The sequence below is a fragment of the Pseudomonas sp. IT-P258 genome (assembly GCF_949767825.1).
Lineage (GTDB): Bacteria > Pseudomonadota > Gammaproteobacteria > Pseudomonadales > Pseudomonadaceae > Aquipseudomonas > Aquipseudomonas monachiensis.
In genome coordinates, this window is the sequence record NZ_CATKPU010000076.1 from 278,489 (window position 1) to 292,886 (window position 14,398).

12 protein-coding genes and 3 tRNA genes are annotated in these 14,398 nt (G+C 61.2%); all 15 read left to right on the forward strand.

The window, feature by feature from the left end:
• The first annotated feature begins 169 nt into the window (after nucleotides 1-169).
• The 15 genes from ACM6G4_RS23840 (at nucleotide 170) to ACM6G4_RS23910 (ending at nucleotide 14,338) form a co-directional block, all read left to right on the forward strand.
• Complete coding sequence (locus tag ACM6G4_RS23840) at nucleotides 170-2,791, forward strand: FimV/HubP family polar landmark protein (protein WP_414914744.1); 2,622 nt, start codon at nucleotides 170-172, stop codon at nucleotides 2,789-2,791.
• Between the two features lie 276 nt (nucleotides 2,792-3,067).
• Entirely contained in the window at nucleotides 3,068-3,892 is an 825-nt protein-coding gene (truA, locus tag ACM6G4_RS23845; RefSeq protein ID WP_056722181.1) for a tRNA pseudouridine(38-40) synthase TruA, read from the forward strand.
• A gap of 63 nt (nucleotides 3,893-3,955) precedes the next feature.
• Complete coding sequence (locus tag ACM6G4_RS23850; RefSeq protein WP_056722182.1) at nucleotides 3,956-4,582, forward strand: phosphoribosylanthranilate isomerase; 627 nt, start codon at nucleotides 3,956-3,958, stop codon at nucleotides 4,580-4,582.
• A gap of 217 nt (nucleotides 4,583-4,799) precedes the next feature.
• A complete protein-coding gene (gene accD, locus ACM6G4_RS23855; protein WP_056722184.1) occupies nucleotides 4,800-5,720 on the forward strand; it encodes an acetyl-CoA carboxylase, carboxyltransferase subunit beta in 921 nt (306 codons plus the stop codon).
• A complete protein-coding gene (gene folC / locus ACM6G4_RS23860) occupies nucleotides 5,717-7,024 on the forward strand; it encodes a bifunctional tetrahydrofolate synthase/dihydrofolate synthase (RefSeq protein ID WP_414914745.1) in 1,308 nt (435 codons plus the stop codon). Before accD ends, folC begins: the two co-directional genes overlap by 4 nt.
• Nucleotides 7,008-7,670: an SPOR domain-containing protein gene (locus ACM6G4_RS23865; protein ID WP_414914746.1), complete on the forward strand. Its 663-nt coding sequence runs from the start codon at nucleotides 7,008-7,010 to the stop codon at nucleotides 7,668-7,670. The genes folC and ACM6G4_RS23865 overlap by 17 nt, the downstream gene beginning before the upstream one ends.
• Nucleotides 7,671-7,768: 98 nt before the next feature.
• A complete protein-coding gene (locus ACM6G4_RS23870; RefSeq protein WP_056722189.1) occupies nucleotides 7,769-8,329 on the forward strand; it encodes a CvpA family protein in 561 nt (186 codons plus the stop codon).
• A gap of 41 nt (nucleotides 8,330-8,370) precedes the next feature.
• A complete protein-coding gene (gene purF / locus ACM6G4_RS23875; RefSeq protein ID WP_056722191.1) occupies nucleotides 8,371-9,876 on the forward strand; it encodes an amidophosphoribosyltransferase in 1,506 nt (501 codons plus the stop codon).
• 82 nt (nucleotides 9,877-9,958) lie between these two features.
• On the forward strand, nucleotides 9,959-11,170 hold the full coding sequence (locus tag ACM6G4_RS23880; protein WP_414914747.1) for an O-succinylhomoserine sulfhydrylase: 1,212 nt from the start codon (nucleotides 9,959-9,961) through the stop codon (nucleotides 11,168-11,170).
• Complete coding sequence (locus ACM6G4_RS23885) at nucleotides 11,167-11,943, forward strand: SDR family oxidoreductase (RefSeq protein WP_414914748.1); 777 nt, start codon at nucleotides 11,167-11,169, stop codon at nucleotides 11,941-11,943. Before ACM6G4_RS23880 ends, ACM6G4_RS23885 begins: the two co-directional genes overlap by 4 nt.
• A gap of 183 nt (nucleotides 11,944-12,126) precedes the next feature.
• Nucleotides 12,127-12,202 (forward strand) — tRNA-Val (locus ACM6G4_RS23890).
• Between the two features lie 53 nt (nucleotides 12,203-12,255).
• Nucleotides 12,256-12,332, forward strand: a tRNA-Asp gene (locus tag ACM6G4_RS23895).
• Between the two features lie 94 nt (nucleotides 12,333-12,426).
• A tRNA-Asp gene (locus tag ACM6G4_RS23900) sits at nucleotides 12,427-12,503 on the forward strand.
• A gap of 378 nt (nucleotides 12,504-12,881) precedes the next feature.
• Nucleotides 12,882-13,391: a sigma-70 family RNA polymerase sigma factor gene (locus tag ACM6G4_RS23905; RefSeq protein WP_056722197.1), complete on the forward strand. Its 510-nt coding sequence runs from the start codon at nucleotides 12,882-12,884 to the stop codon at nucleotides 13,389-13,391.
• The gene (locus ACM6G4_RS23910; protein ID WP_056722199.1) at nucleotides 13,388-14,338 is read left to right on the forward strand and encodes a FecR domain-containing protein; all 951 of its coding nucleotides are present in this window, start codon (nucleotides 13,388-13,390) and stop codon (nucleotides 14,336-14,338) included. Before ACM6G4_RS23905 ends, ACM6G4_RS23910 begins: the two co-directional genes overlap by 4 nt.
• Nucleotides 14,339-14,398: the final 60 nt, after the last annotated feature.

A 14,398-nucleotide genomic window follows, 5' to 3' on the forward strand; every position in this document is an offset into this window, starting at 1 on the left:
GAGCCTATGCTTGCCGGAGTACTGAAGGCAGAGCCACTCTGCGGGGCTTTGCCGGGCATCAATGAAATGATCGCGCGCGACGACCCTCGCCGTTGCGTGCAATGCCTTACGGCAGCGACTATCAATACCTTCTCGCTGGCCGAGGAATGTTCAAACTAAGGATGAGCTAATGGTTCAAGTTCGCAAACTGGTGTTAGCAATAGCGGCCGCCTCGGCGCTGTCCTCCGGTATGGCGCATGCCCTCGGGCTCGGGGAGTTGACCCTGAAATCGACGCTCAACCAGCCGTTGGTGGCAGAAATCGAGCTGCTCGATGTCAAGGATCTCACCGCTGCCGAAGTGGTGCCGAGCCTGGCTTCACCAGAGGATTTCGCCAAGGCCGGTGTCGACCGCCAGGCATTTCTCAACGACTTGACCTTCACCCCGGTGCTCAACGCCAGCGGCAAAAGCATCCTGCGCGTGACCTCCAGCAAGCCTCTGTCCGAACCCATGGTGAAGTTCCTGGTTCAGGTCATGTGGCCGAACGGCCGTTTGCTGCGCGACTACAGTGTGCTGCTCGATCCGTCCAAGTTCTCGCCGCAAACCGCTGAAGCGGCTGCGCAGCCGACGTCAACGGTTGCTGCGCCCGTCACCGGTGCGACCAAGCCGTCGCAATACACCACCACGCCGCGCGATACCCTGTGGGAAATCGCCGCGAAGGCGCGTAATGGCGGTTCGATCCAGCAAACCATGCTGGCCATCCAGGCGTTGAACCCGGATGCCTTTATCGACGGCAACATCAACCGCCTGAAAACCGGCCAGGTGCTGCGCATGCCGGACCAGGCACAGAGCGCGGGCCTGCCGCAAGCCAAGGCCATTGCTGAAGTGGCCGCGCAGAACAAGGCCTGGCGCCAGGGCCGCCGCTATGTGGCGAAACCCGGGGCAGGGCAGCAACAGCTCGACGCCACCAATCGCGCTCGCACCGAGGGTGCTCCGGCGCAGTCGGCCACCGACAAGCTGAGCCTGGTGTCTGCAGAATCCGGCAAGAACCCTGGTAAAGGGGCGGCGGGAGATGCCAAGGCCCTCAGCAACAAGCTGGCGGTGACCCAGGAAAGCCTCGACACCAGTCGTCGTGATAACGCCGAACTGAAAAGCCGCATGGCCGACCTGCAAAGCCAGGTGGACAAGCTGCAACGCTTGATCGAGCTGAAGAACAATCAATTGGCCAAGTTGCAAACCGAAGGTGCTGCGACTGCACCAGCGGCTGCGACCGCGCCGGCAATGTCGGCCGAGCTGGCTGCCAACCCGGCCACGGCACCTGCTCCGGCTGAAACTGCACCGGTTGCGCCTGTGCCCGAGGCAACTCCGGCGCCGACCGAGAAGCCTGTCGAGGCGGCACCGGCGGCATCCGACGATCAGAAATTCAATGAATTGCTGACCAATCCGGTGCTGCTGGGCCTGGTCGGTGGCGGTGCGGTGATTCTGCTGCTCCTGCTGCTGTTGCTGGCGCGTCGCCGCAAAGCCCAGCAAGAAGCCGAAAAACATCTGCGCATGGCCCGTGCCCTGGCCGAAGAACAGCCGTTCTCGGCCGATCTCGACTTGCCGGAAAGCAGCTTCGATGGCCTGGAAGTTCCGCCGCCGAGCGTGAAGCTGGCGACTGCTCCGACGCCAGCTCCCGCGCCCGCGCCGGTGATTGCACCGGTGGTGATGACCACGCCGATCGCCGCGCCTTTGGTGGCGCCGGCTGCCGAACGTTCCAGCGACGTGCTGGGCCAGGCTCAGTCGCACATCAATGCCGGTCGCCTGAACCAGGCTGCCGCGTTGCTGGAGGACGGCGTCAAGCAAGAGCCCAAGCGCAGCGACTTGCGCCTGAAGCTGATGGAAGTCTATGGCCAGCAAGGCGACCGCGATGCGTTCGTCGGCCAGGAGCGTCAGTTGGTGGCCAATGGCGACAACTTCGCCCAGGTTGAAAAGCTCAAAAGCCGCTTCCCGGCCATGGCGCTGGTGGCTGCCGGTGGCATCGCCGCAGCCGCCGTTGCTGCGGAGCTGGACGCGCAATACGTCAAGGACCTGTTGCTTGATGAGCCGCAAGCACCGGCGTCAGAGCCAGAGCCAACACCATTCGAAGATGACCTCGACAGCGCCTTCGACCTGAGCCTGGATGATCTGGACGCGATTACACCTGTGACGCCTGTGCCTGCACCGGAGCCTGAGGTGGTAGCACCAGCGGACCTGGACGAGTTCCCGCTGGACGACGATCTGAGTTTTGAGTCGGTGTTGCAGCAGCAGACTGAAATCAAGGAAAACCTCGACGATCTGTCGGACTTCGACCTCGACCTGGATCTCGGTGCGCAACCGTCGCCGGCGATGCTGGCAGAAGACGATTTCCTGCTGGATCTGGATGAGGGTGTGAAGGATTTTCCGGTTGCCGAAACCCCGGCTGTTCCTGAGGTCGCGCTGGATGACCTGGAATTGCCGGCCGATTTCGATCTGTCGCTGGCCGACGAACTGGACGAACTGGGCACGCCGGATGCGTTCGCGGCAGAGCTGGATGATGTCAACGCCGAGCTTGAGAGCCTGTCCAACAGCATCGGCGAGCCGACCTTTACCGAAGCGGATGCCGCACTGGATAGCGATGATGACTTCGACTTCCTCTCCGGCACCGACGAAGCCGCTACCAAGCTCGATCTGGCTCAGGCCTATATCGACATGGGCGACAGCGACGGTGCTCGCGACATCCTCAATGAGGTGGTAAGCGAAGGCAATGCCGAGCAGAAGAGTGAAGCCGAGGAAATGCTTTCGCGCCTGGCTTGAGTGATCGGCAGGTTGTAAAAAAAGCGGCAGCCCATTGAGGCTGCCGTTTTTGTTTGACCGATGAGTTGATGTCGTTTGCTGTGGCGCCTTCGCGGGCAAGCCCCACAGGTTTTGTGAACGCCACAGAACCCTGTGGGAGCGGGCTTGCCCGCGAAGGCGTCGGAACAGTCAATGGAGATCCCTCTGGCATCCCCGCCCGGCGGCCTTATAATGCCCGCCTTTGGTACATCATCAGGCTGTCCCTCCTTGGCAAATATAGATAACCCGGCCGCCGAAATGGCAGCCGACGGCTTTTTCCGGATCGCGCTGGGCGTCGAATACAAAGGCTCGCGCTACCGCGGCTGGCAACGCCAGGCGTCCGGGGTGCTTACCGTGCAGGAAACCCTCGAAAACGCCTTGTCCAAAGTCGCCGACTCACCCGTTTCGCTGATGTGCGCCGGGCGTACCGACGCCGGGGTGCATGCCTGCGGGCAGGTGGTGCATTTCGACACCCGGGTCGAGCGTTCGATGAAGGCCTGGACCATGGGCGCCAACATCAACCTGCCCCACGACGTCAGTGTCAGTTGGGCCAAGGTCATGCCGGCGCACTTCCATGCGCGGTTCAAGGCCATTGCCCGGCGTTATCGCTACGTGATCTACAACGATCAGATTCGCCCGGCGCACCTGAACGAGGAAGTGACCTGGAACCACCGTCCGCTGGACGTCGAACGCATGGCCGAGGCCGCCCAGTACCTGCTCGGCACCCATGATTTCAGCGCTTTTCGCGCCGGCCAGTGCCAGGCCAAGTCGCCGATCAAGGAACTGCACCACCTGCGCGTCACCCGTCACGGCAAGATGATCGTGCTGGATATTCGCGCCAGCGCGTTCTTGCATCACATGGTGCGCAACATTGCCGGCGTGCTGATGACCATTGGCGCTGGAGAACGCCCCGTGGAGTGGATGAAAGAGGTGCTGGAGAGCCGGATTCGACGGACCGGTGGCGTGACCGCGCATCCATTCGGTTTGTATCTGGTGCAGGTCGAGTACCGTGACGAGTTCGAGTTGCCCGAGCGTTACATTGGTCCACACTTTCTGACCGGCTTCTCGGAACTTGGCGGCTGACGCCCTCGAATGCTTTTGTTACCATCCGGGACTTTCCCGGATTTGTCTTGGAGTTGTGTCGACATGTCAGCCGTTCGCAGCAAGATCTGTGGGATTACCCGCATAGAGGATGCGCTGGCAGCCGTCGAGGCCGGGGCGGACGCCATCGGATTCGTGTTCTACGCCAAAAGCCCCCGTGCGGTGACGTTCCAGCAGGCGCGCTCGATCATCAAGGCGCTGCCGCCGTTCGTGACCACCGTGGGCTTGTTCGTCAATGCAAGCCGGTGCGAATTGGGCGAGCTGCTCGACGCGGTGCCCCTGGACCTGCTGCAATTTCACGGCGATGAAAGCGTGGCCGAGTGCGAAGGCTGGCACCGCCCGTACATCAAGGCGCTGCGGGTCAAGGCGGGTGATGACATCGCCGCGGCCTGCGATGCTTATGCCAGTGCCAGCGGAATTCTGCTCGACACCTATGTCGAAGGCGTTCCCGGAGGAACCGGCGAGGCATTTGACTGGTCATTGATACCGCAAGGCTTGAGCAAGCCGATCATTCTGGCGGGTGGTCTGACGCCGGATAACGTCGCCGAAGCGATTGCGCGCGTGCGGCCTTATGCCGTGGATGTCAGCGGCGGGGTAGAGGCGAGCAAGGGCATCAAGGATCACGCAAAGATCCAGGCATTTATCAAAGCGGTACGCGGTAGCACCTGTTGATGTGACGGCTGGCAGACTGCCGCCGTCCACTGCACTGTACAAAGCGGATGCACTGCACACAGCAGGCAGATCCGAGGGTTTTTGGTTGCACGCAGGTCATGTTTCGCGCTGACCGTGGCAGTCCATCGACCCTCTTCGCACACATGAATTTAGCGCTAGGGCATACACGGGGCCGCGAACCAGAGCGTTCGGGCCGCCGGTACTGGAGAAAGAAAGCATGAGCAACTGGTTAGTAGACAAACTGATCCCTTCGATCATGCGTTCCGAGGTCAAGAAGAGCTCGGTGCCTGAAGGTCTTTGGCACAAATGCCCGTCTTGCGAGGCTGTGCTGTATCGTCCGGAGCTGGAAAAGACCCTGGACGTTTGCCCCAAGTGCAACCATCACATGCGTATCGGCGCCCGTGCCCGTATCGACATCTTCCTCGATGTTGAAGGCCGTGCCGAGCTGGGTGCGGACCTTGAGCCGGTTGACCGTCTGAAATTCCGCGACGGCAAGAAATACAAGGACCGCCTGACCGCTGCACAAAAGCAGACCGGCGAAAAAGATGCGCTGGTTTCCATGAGCGGTACTTTGCTGGGCATGCCGGTGGTGGTTTCGGCGTTCGAGTTTTCCTTCATGGGCGGTTCGATGGGCGCCATCGTCGGCGAGCGTTTCGTGCGCGCCGCCAACTATGCCCTGGAAAAACGTTGCCCGATGATCTGCTTCGCCGCTTCCGGCGGTGCGCGGATGCAGGAAGCGCTGATTTCCCTGATGCAGATGGCCAAGACCTCCGCGGTGCTGGCTCGTCTTCGCGAAGAAGGCATCCCGTTCATCTCCGTGTTGACCGATCCGGTCTACGGCGGCGTTTCCGCCAGTCTGGCGATGCTGGGCGACGTGATTGTCGGCGAGCCGAAGGCATTGATCGGTTTTGCCGGTCCGCGCGTGATCGAGCAGACCGTGCGTGAAAAACTGCCGGAAGGCTTCCAGCGCAGCGAGTTCCTGCTGGAGCACGGCGCCATCGACATGATCATCGACCGTCAGGAACTGCGTCCGCGCCTGGGCAACCTGCTGGCGCAAATGATGGGCCTGCCGACGCCGAAGTTCGTGGCTACACCCATCGAGCCGATCGTGGTTCCACCGGTACCTGCCAACCTATGACCCAACGTACCCTTGGCGAATGGCTCGCCTACCTTGAACAGTTGCACCCTTCGGCCATCGACATGGGCCTGGAGCGGTCGCAGCAGGTAGCGTCCCGCATGGGATTGGGCAAGCCGGCGCCTCGGGTGATCACGGTCACCGGGACCAACGGCAAGGGTTCCACCTGTGCGTTCGTGGCGTCCTTGCTGCGGGCCCAGGGCTTGAAAGTGGGGGTCTACAACTCCCCGCACCTGCTGCGGTACAACGAGCGGGTAACGGTCAATGGCATCGAAGCCACGGACACCGAGCTGTGCGAAGCCTTTGCCGCGGTAGAGGCCGGGCGCGGCGACACTTCCCTGACCTACTTCGAAATGGGCACCCTGGCGGCATTCTGGCTATTCCAGCGCTCCGGGCTCGATGCAGTGGTGCTGGAAGTCGGACTGGGCGGTCGTCTGGATACGGTCAACGTGGTGGATGCCGACATGGCGCTGGTCACCAGTATCGGCGTCGATCATGCGGATTACCTGGGTGATACCCGGGAGTCCGTGGCCTTCGAGAAGGCCGGTATTTTCCGTCAGGGCGCGCCTGCGCTCTGCGGCGATCTGAATCCTCCACAACCTCTGCTGGACAAGGCGCGCGAGCTCAATTGCCCGTTTTTCCTGCGGGGGCGCGATTTTGACCTCGGTGTGACCGATCACAACTGGCAGTGGCGCGGTGTCGATGGGCAAGGGCGCGCGGTTGAACTGCGCGACCTGCCACTGCTCGATCTGCCGATGGAAAACGCTGCGCTGGCGTTGCAGGCGTACCTGCTGCTCGGCTTGCCTTGGGTGGATGCGCAGATTATCGAGGCGCTGCGGGCAACGAAGGTGGTCGGTCGTCTGGATCGCCGTGAGTTCGAGTGGCAAGGCAAGCGCTTGAATCTATTGCTGGATGTGGGGCATAACCCCCATGCGGCGGAGTATCTGGCTCGTCGCCTGGCCAGTCGCCCGCCGGTCGGCAAGCGTCTGGCGGTATTCGGGCTGCTGGCGGACAAAGACCTGGGTGGTGTTGTCGGCGAATTGAGTGCTAGTGTCCAGCACTGGGCCGTTGCACCGCTGGATTCGCCTCGGGCGCGTCCGGTTGCGGATCTGCACGCCGCGCTGCAAGGTCTTGGTGCCTCGGTCACGTCATACGGCAGCGTCGCGGCCGCCCTGGAAGGGCAGTGCGCGCAGGCCACGAACGACGACGAAATCCTGTTGTTCGGATCATTTTATTGTGTCGCCGAGGCCCTTGAATGGCTGGCCCGGCGCTCCACGGAGGAAGCGGCAAATGGCATTGCTGGATAAGGCATACAAACAGCGCATGGTTGGCGCCCTGGTGTTGGTCGCGCTGGCGGTGATTTTTCTGCCGATGCTGTTTTCCCGCCAGGACGAACAACGCCAGGTGACGGTCGAAGCGCCTGCGGCTCCGCAGGCGCCGGCGATGCCCCAGGTGCAGGTCGAGCCCGTGGTGGTGCCTGAGCCGCAATCTTTACCTCAGGAGCCCGTGCCGAGCGATGACGAAATCGCCCAGCAGGAATCGGCGGTGCCAGCTGTTCCGGTCGCTCCAGCGCCTGCAGCGCCAGCAGCCAAGCCGGTTGTGCCCGCGCCGGTCCCGGCATTGGCGGCCAAGCCTGCAACAGCGCCGGCCCAGCCGATCACCGCGGCACCGGGCAAGCCGGACACCACGCAAAGCCGTATCGATGCCAATGGCTTGCCCGTCAGTTGGTCGGTGCAACTGGCCAGCCTGTCGAACCGTGAAAGCGCAGAGAAACTTCAGAAAACCCTGCGCAGCCAGGGCTACAACGCCTACATCCGTACCGCCGACGGAAAAAACCGGGTGTTTGTCGGGCCGTTGATCGAACGCGCTGAAGCCGATCGGCTGCGTGACTTGCTGAACCGCCAGCAGAACCTCAAGGGGTTTGTGGTGCGCTTTCAGCCGGAACGTGGCTAAAACTATCGCCTCGATATGAAATGCACTGACAATCGCAGCTTACCGATAAGCATGGGCTCTGCTAAAATGCGCCGCCTTATCCGTCTGTAGGCTGCACTGTGCCATTTACCTGGGTTGACTGGGCGATCGTAGCAATCGTCGCCATCTCCGCATTGATCAGTCTGAGCCGCGGCTTCGTCAAAGAAGCTCTGTCGCTGCTGACCTGGATCATCGCAGGAGTCGTAGCCTGGATGTTCGGTGGCTCACTGTCCGAGTACCTCGGCGGGTACATTCAAACGCCATCGGCACGTATAATCACGGGCTGTGCCATCATGTTTGTCGCCACTTTAATCGTAGGCGCAATGATCAATTATCTTATCGGCGAACTGGTTCGCGTCACCGGGCTCTCCGGGACCGACCGATTCCTCGGCATGGCCTTCGGCGCCGCGCGTGGCGGGTTGCTGGTGGTCATCGCCGTCGGGCTGTTGAGCCTGGGGCCGGTACAGCAGGACGGGTGGTGGAAAGAGTCACAACTCGTGCCAAAATTTCTATTGGTTGCAGACTGGTCCAAAAACCTGATCCTCGGGTGGAGCAGTCAGTGGCTTGCCAGCGGAATCAGCGTACCCGCTGATATTCCGTTCAAGGAGCAACTCTTGCCGACGGCCAAAACGCCTCAGTGAGTAGTGCTCAGTTCAGATCCATTAAGTAGGGGTTGCGTCGCATGTGTGGCATCGTCGGTATCGTCGGTAAGTCGAACGTCAATCAGGCGCTGTATGACGCGCTAACCGTCCTCCAGCACCGCGGCCAGGACGCTGCCGGTATCGTGACCAGCCATGATGGCCGGTTATTCCTGCGCAAGGACAACGGCCTGGTGCGTGACGTGTTCCAGCAACGTCACATGCAGCGCCTGGTCGGTCACATGGGCATTGGCCATGTGCGTTATCCAACCGCGGGCAGCTCGACTTCGGCTGAAGCTCAACCGTTTTACGTCAACTCGCCTTACGGCATCACCCTGGCGCACAACGGTAACCTGACCAACGTTGAACAACTGGCCAAGGAGATTTACGAATCTGACCTGCGCCACGTCAACACCAGTTCCGATTCGGAAGTGCTGCTCAACGTGTTCGCGCACGAACTGGCCCAGCGCGGCAAGTTGCAGCCGACCGAAGAAGACGTATTCGCCGCCGTCACCGACGTGCACAACCGTTGCGTCGGTGGTTATGCCGTTGTAGCGATGATCACCGGCTACGGCATCGTCGGCTTCCGCGACCCGCACGGCATCCGCCCGATCGTGTTCGGCCAGCGTCACACCGACGAAGGCGTCGAGTACATGATCGCCTCGGAAAGCGTTTCCCTGGACGTGCTGGGCTTCACCCTGATTCGCGACCTGGCACCGGGCGAAGCGGTCTACATCACTGAAGAGGGCAAGCTGTACACCCGTCAGTGCGCGACCAACCCGTCCCTGACGCCGTGCATCTTCGAGCACGTCTACCTGGCACGTCCGGACTCGATCATCGACGGCGTATCGGTCTACAAGGCCCGCCTGCGCATGGGTGAGAAACTGGCCGAGAAGATCCAGCGCGAGCGTCCGGATCACGACATCGACGTGGTCATCCCGATTCCGGACACCAGCCGCACCGCCGCGCTGGAGCTGGCGAACCACCTGGGCGTGAAGTTCCGCGAAGGCTTTGTGAAGAACCGCTACATCGGCCGGACCTTCATCATGCCGGGCCAGGCCGCACGGAAAAAATCCGTACGCCAGAAGCTCAACGCCATCGAGCTGGAATTCCGCGGCAAGAACGTGATGCTGGTGGATGACTCCATCGTTCGCGGCACCACGTGCAAGCAGATCATCCAGATGGCCCGCGAAGCTGGCGCCAAGAACGTCTACTTCTGCTCCGCGGCACCAGCGGTTCGCTACCCGAACGTCTACGGCATCGACATGCCGAGCGCTCACGAGCTGATCGCCCACAACCGTACGACCCAGGACGTGGCTGACCTGATTGGCGCTGATTGGCTGATCTATCAGGACCTGCCTGACTTGATCGAAGCGGTCGGTGGCGGCAAGATCAAGATCGACAAGTTCGATTGCGCGGTGTTCGACGGCCAGTACGTCACCGGCGACGTCGACGAGGCTTACCTGAACAAGATCGAGCAGGCACGCAACGATGCCTCCAAGGTCAAGACGCAGGCAGTCAGTGCGATCATCGATCTGTACAACAACTGAGTTTCTACCGGCCCTGAGGGGCCGGTTTTGTATCTGGCAAAAAATACTTTCATCTATCAAGAGCAGGGCAAGGAGTGACAGCATGAGTCAGGAATGGGATGCCGGTCGGCTGGACAGCGACCTCGAAGGTGTAGCGTTCGATACCCTGGCCGTACGCGCCGGTCAGCACCGCACGCCGGAAGGCGAACACGGTGATCCGATGTTCTTCACTTCCAGCTACGTGTTCCGTACCGCTGCCGACGCCGCTGCGCGTTTCGCTGGCGAAGTGCCGGGCAACGTTTATTCGCGTTATACCAACCCGACCGTACGCGCCTTCGAAGAGCGCATTGCCGCGCTGGAAAGCGCCGAGCAGGCCGTGGCCACCGCCACCGGTATGGCCGCGATCATGGCCGTGGTGATGAGCCTGTGCAGCGCTGGTGATCATGTACTGGTGTCGCGCAGCGTATTCGGCTCGACCATCAGCCTGTTCGAGAAGTACTTCAAGCGTTTCGGTATCGAAGTCGATTACGTGGCCCTGGCGGACTTGTCCGGTTGGGATGCGGCGATCAAGGCCAATACCAAATTACTGTTCGTCGAGTCGCCGTCCAATCCGCTGGCCGAATTGGTCGACATCGCCGAGCTGTCGAAAATCGCCCACGCCAAAGGCGCGATGCTGGTAGTCGACAACTGCTTCTGTACTCCGGCGTTGCAGCAGCCGCTGAAAATGGGCGCGGACATCGTCGTGCACTCGGCCACCAAGTTCATCGATGGCCAAGGCCGTTGCATGGGGGGCGTGGTCGCTGGCCGCGGCGAGCAGATGAAAGAGGTGGTCGGCTTCCTGCGTACCGCCGGGCCGACCCTGAGCCCGTTCAACGCCTGGATCTTCCTCAAGGGCCTGGAAACCCTGAACCTGCGAATGAAGGCGCATTGCGCCAACGCCCAGCAACTGGCCGAATGGCTGGAGCAGCAGGAAGGCATCGAGAAAGTCCATTACGCCGGCCTCAAGAGCCATCCGCAGCACGAACTGGCGCTGCGCCAGCAGAAGGGCTTCGGTGCGGTCGTCAGTTTTGAAGTGAAGGGCGGCAAAGAGGGCGCCTGGCGCTTTATCGATGCCACGCGCCTGATTTCGATCACCGCCAACCTGGGTGACAGCAAAACCACCATCACCCATCCGAGCACCACTTCCCATGGTCGCCTGGCGCCTCAGGAGCGTGAAGCGGCGGGCATTCGTGACAGCCTGATCCGCGTTGCGGTCGGTCTGGAAGACGTGGCGGACCTGCAAGCCGATCTGGCGCGCGGCCTGGCTGCGTTGTGATCCAGTTGTCTACGCCGACCACTGGCTCAAATGGCCGCGTAGCGCTGGTGACCGGTGCTGCGCGGGGCATTGGCCTGGGGATCTCGGCCTGGCTGATCAGCGAAGGCTGGCAAGTCGTGCTGACCGATCTGGACCGGGAGCGCGGTTCGAAAGTGGCGAAAGTGCTGGGCGACAACGCCTGGTTCATTGCCATGGATGTCTCGAATGAAGGGCAGGTCGCGCTGGGCGTGGCCGAGGTGCTCGGCCAGTTCGGGCGACTGGATGCGCTGGTATGCAACGCGGCGGTTGCCGATCCGCACAACATCACCCTGGAAAGCCTCGATCTGTCTCACTGGAATCGGGTGTTGGCGGTGAACCTCAGTGGGCCGATGTTGCTGGCCAAGCACTGTGCGCCGTACCTGCGCGCTCACAACGGCGCCATCGTCAATCTGGCTTCGACCCGCGCCGGGCAGTCGGAACCCGACACAGAGGCCTATGCGGCGAGCAAGGGCGGTCTGTTGGCCCTGACGCATGCGTTGGCCATCAGCCTTGGTCCGGAGATCCGGGTCAATGCGGTCAGCCCTGGCTGGATCGACGCGCGCGATCCTTCGGTACGGCGTGCCGAACCGTTGAGCGAAGCCGATCATGCCCAGCATCCGGCGGGCAGGGTGGGCACGGTTGAGGATGTGGCGGCGATGGTGGCCTGGTTGTTGTCGAGAAACGCCGGGTTTGTCACCGGCCAGGAATTCGTGGTCGATGGCGGCATGACCAAGAAGATGATTTACAGCGAGTGATACTGGCGTTGATGTATCGCCCTCATCGCGAGCAGGCTCCGGGCGGCGTTCCGACGATAGCGGACTGATGGTTGCCGACATTGGCCGGAATGAAATGATTTTGTCTTTTTCAGAAAAACTTCAATCCTGCTATTGACTTAGGTTCGCTACCTGCGTAAATTTCGCGGCCTCGGAGATGCAAACGGGTGATTAGCTCAGCTGGGAGAGCGTCTGCCTTACAAGCAGAATGTCGGCGGTTCGATCCCGTCATCACCCACCACTTCCGAGATACTTGCGAAAGCAAGAGGTAGGCTGAAATGCCTCCACCGACGCGCAGCGGTAGTTCAGTCGGTTAGAATACCGGCCTGTCACGCCGGGGGTCGCGGGTTCGAGTCCCGTCCGCTGCGCCATATTTTCCGAGTCAGGCATGTTCTGATTCGAGATTGAAAAGCTACTGAGTTTTCAATCAGACCGAGTTACTTGGGCGCAAGTCCAAAGCGATACGCAGCGGTAGTTCAGTCGGTTAGAATACCGGCCTGTCACGCCGGGGGTCGCGGGTTCGAGTCCCGTCCGCTGCGCCATATCTGCCCCGAGGCCCACTGAACGCCTTGGAGCTACGAAGAAACCATTGGTTACTTCGAGTCGATAGCAAAGACCCTGGTCGAAAGACCGGGGTTTTTTGTTTCTGCGATTTGGCTTTTTCTCCTTCCTCACGACCCTCACGGTTTCGCATCCGCCGACCACGCGCGGATGGCCAGTGAATTCCGTTGTCTCTTGAAAACTCCCCTCAATAATCCACAGCCTCGATAAACCGGCGCCGCGCGGCCGATATCTCGGCCTGTCATCAAATTATTCAAGTATTTACCGGGTGCGATTTGCACAAAGGACTTGGTTTGAGTTATCAACACTAATTAGAATGAGTCGCATTTATAATATTTCTTCGCGCAGGGTTCCTTTAGATGAGTGATGCAGCGTTGCCGCCGGAGCAAACCTTCCACGACCTGTACCGCGATCACCGGAGCTGGCTCGAAGGATGGTTGAGACGACGCATGGGCAACGGCAGCGACGCTGCGGATCTGAGCCAGGACACCTTCGTTCGTTTGCTCGCCAGCTCTCAGCGCATCGCCGACCTGCAAGAGCCTCGCGCCTACCTGGCGACAGTCGGCAAGCGGCTGCTGGCCAACTTCTACAAGCGCCGCAGCCTGGAGCAAGCCTATCTCGATGCATTGGCGTTGCTGCCCGAGGACTGCGTGCCGTCCCCCGAGCAACGCTGGATCCTGCTGGAAACCCTGCAGGCCCTGGACGAATTGCTCGATGGATTGCCGGGCCCGGTACGCCGAGCGTTTCTCTTGAGTCAGCTGGAAGGCCTGGGCTATCAAGAGATTGCCGAGCGCCTGCAAGTATCGGAACGCACGATCAAGCGCTACATGGCTCAAGCCTACGAACATTGCCTGCTGGTGGACATGTGAACGGTTCGGCACCTTCGGCCCAGGCCCGGCAAGTCGTGCGGGCCGCCGCGCAGTGGCTGGCCCTCATGGAATCCGGCTGCGCCAATGAGCAGGATCGGGCGCAGTTGCAGAGCTGGCGCGATAGCCATTCCAGTCACGAGCAGGCCTGGCAGAAAGCGCAACTCTTGCGCCAACGCTTTGCCGACCTGCCACCGGCCCTTGCCATGGCCAGTCTGGGCCGGCCACAAGCCAGTCGACGTACGGTGCTCAAGCGCGCTGTCGGGGCGGTGGCTTTGCTGCCGACTGCCTGGCTGATCAGTCGACAGTTGCCTCTGGATGCCTGGAGTGCCGACCTGCGGACCGCCACCGGGGAAAGCAAAAAGGTCCGGTTGGCCGACGGCAGCTCTGTGCAACTGAACACTGCCAGTGCCGTCGATATCGACCTCAAGCACAGGCGCCTGACCCTCGTGGAAGGTGAAATGGCACTGAATGTGCCCGGGATCTCGCCGCTGACGATTCTCACGCACTTCGGGCAAGTGGTCGTCAGTCAGGGCGAGGTGTGTGTTCGTCAGGGGCAGACGGGCTGCAAGGTGCAAGTGCTCAAAGGCACGGTGCAGTTGCAGCCTCTGCACGGACCGGTCTTTTCGTTGCGCGGTGGCCAGCAAGTCAGCCTTCAAGCGGCGGGTGTCGGTGCCGTGGAGCCATTTGACGTGCTGGCCCCGGGCTGGCGTGAGGGTGTGCTGATGGCGCAGAACCAGCCCTTGGGGGATTTTCTGCGCGAACTCGGCACCTATCGTCTGGGCGTGTTGCGTTGGGAGCCCGAGCTGGAATCGCTGCGCATCACCGGCAGTTTTCGCCTTGAAGACACCGATCGCATTCTGGCTCTGCTCGCGGCCAGCCTGCCGCTGGAAGTGCATTCGCGTACGCGTTACTGGGTAACGCTGGTGCAGCGCAAAAATAGTGTTTAAAGCGTGTCCCCTTTTTTCGCCTCGCTTGTCATTCAAGGTAAGCGAAACGAAATCAGAGAG

Coding starts and splice junctions, on each gene's coding strand:
- ACM6G4_RS23880 (WP_414914747.1), top strand. CDS start 9,959: ATGAGTCAGGAATGGGATGCCGGTCGGCTGGACAGCGACCTCGAAGGT.
- folC (WP_414914745.1), top strand. CDS start 5,717: ATGACCCAACGTACCCTTGGCGAATGGCTCGCCTACCTTGAACAGTTG.
- ACM6G4_RS23850 (WP_056722182.1), top strand. CDS start 3,956: ATGTCAGCCGTTCGCAGCAAGATCTGTGGGATTACCCGCATAGAGGAT.
- ACM6G4_RS23840 (WP_414914744.1), top strand. CDS start 170: ATGGTTCAAGTTCGCAAACTGGTGTTAGCAATAGCGGCCGCCTCGGCG.
- truA (WP_056722181.1), top strand. CDS start 3,068: ATGGCAGCCGACGGCTTTTTCCGGATCGCGCTGGGCGTCGAATACAAA.
- accD (WP_056722184.1), top strand. CDS start 4,800: ATGAGCAACTGGTTAGTAGACAAACTGATCCCTTCGATCATGCGTTCC.
- ACM6G4_RS23865 (WP_414914746.1), top strand. CDS start 7,008: ATGGCATTGCTGGATAAGGCATACAAACAGCGCATGGTTGGCGCCCTG.
- ACM6G4_RS23905 (WP_056722197.1), top strand. CDS start 12,882: ATGAGTGATGCAGCGTTGCCGCCGGAGCAAACCTTCCACGACCTGTAC.
- purF (WP_056722191.1), top strand. CDS start 8,371: ATGTGTGGCATCGTCGGTATCGTCGGTAAGTCGAACGTCAATCAGGCG.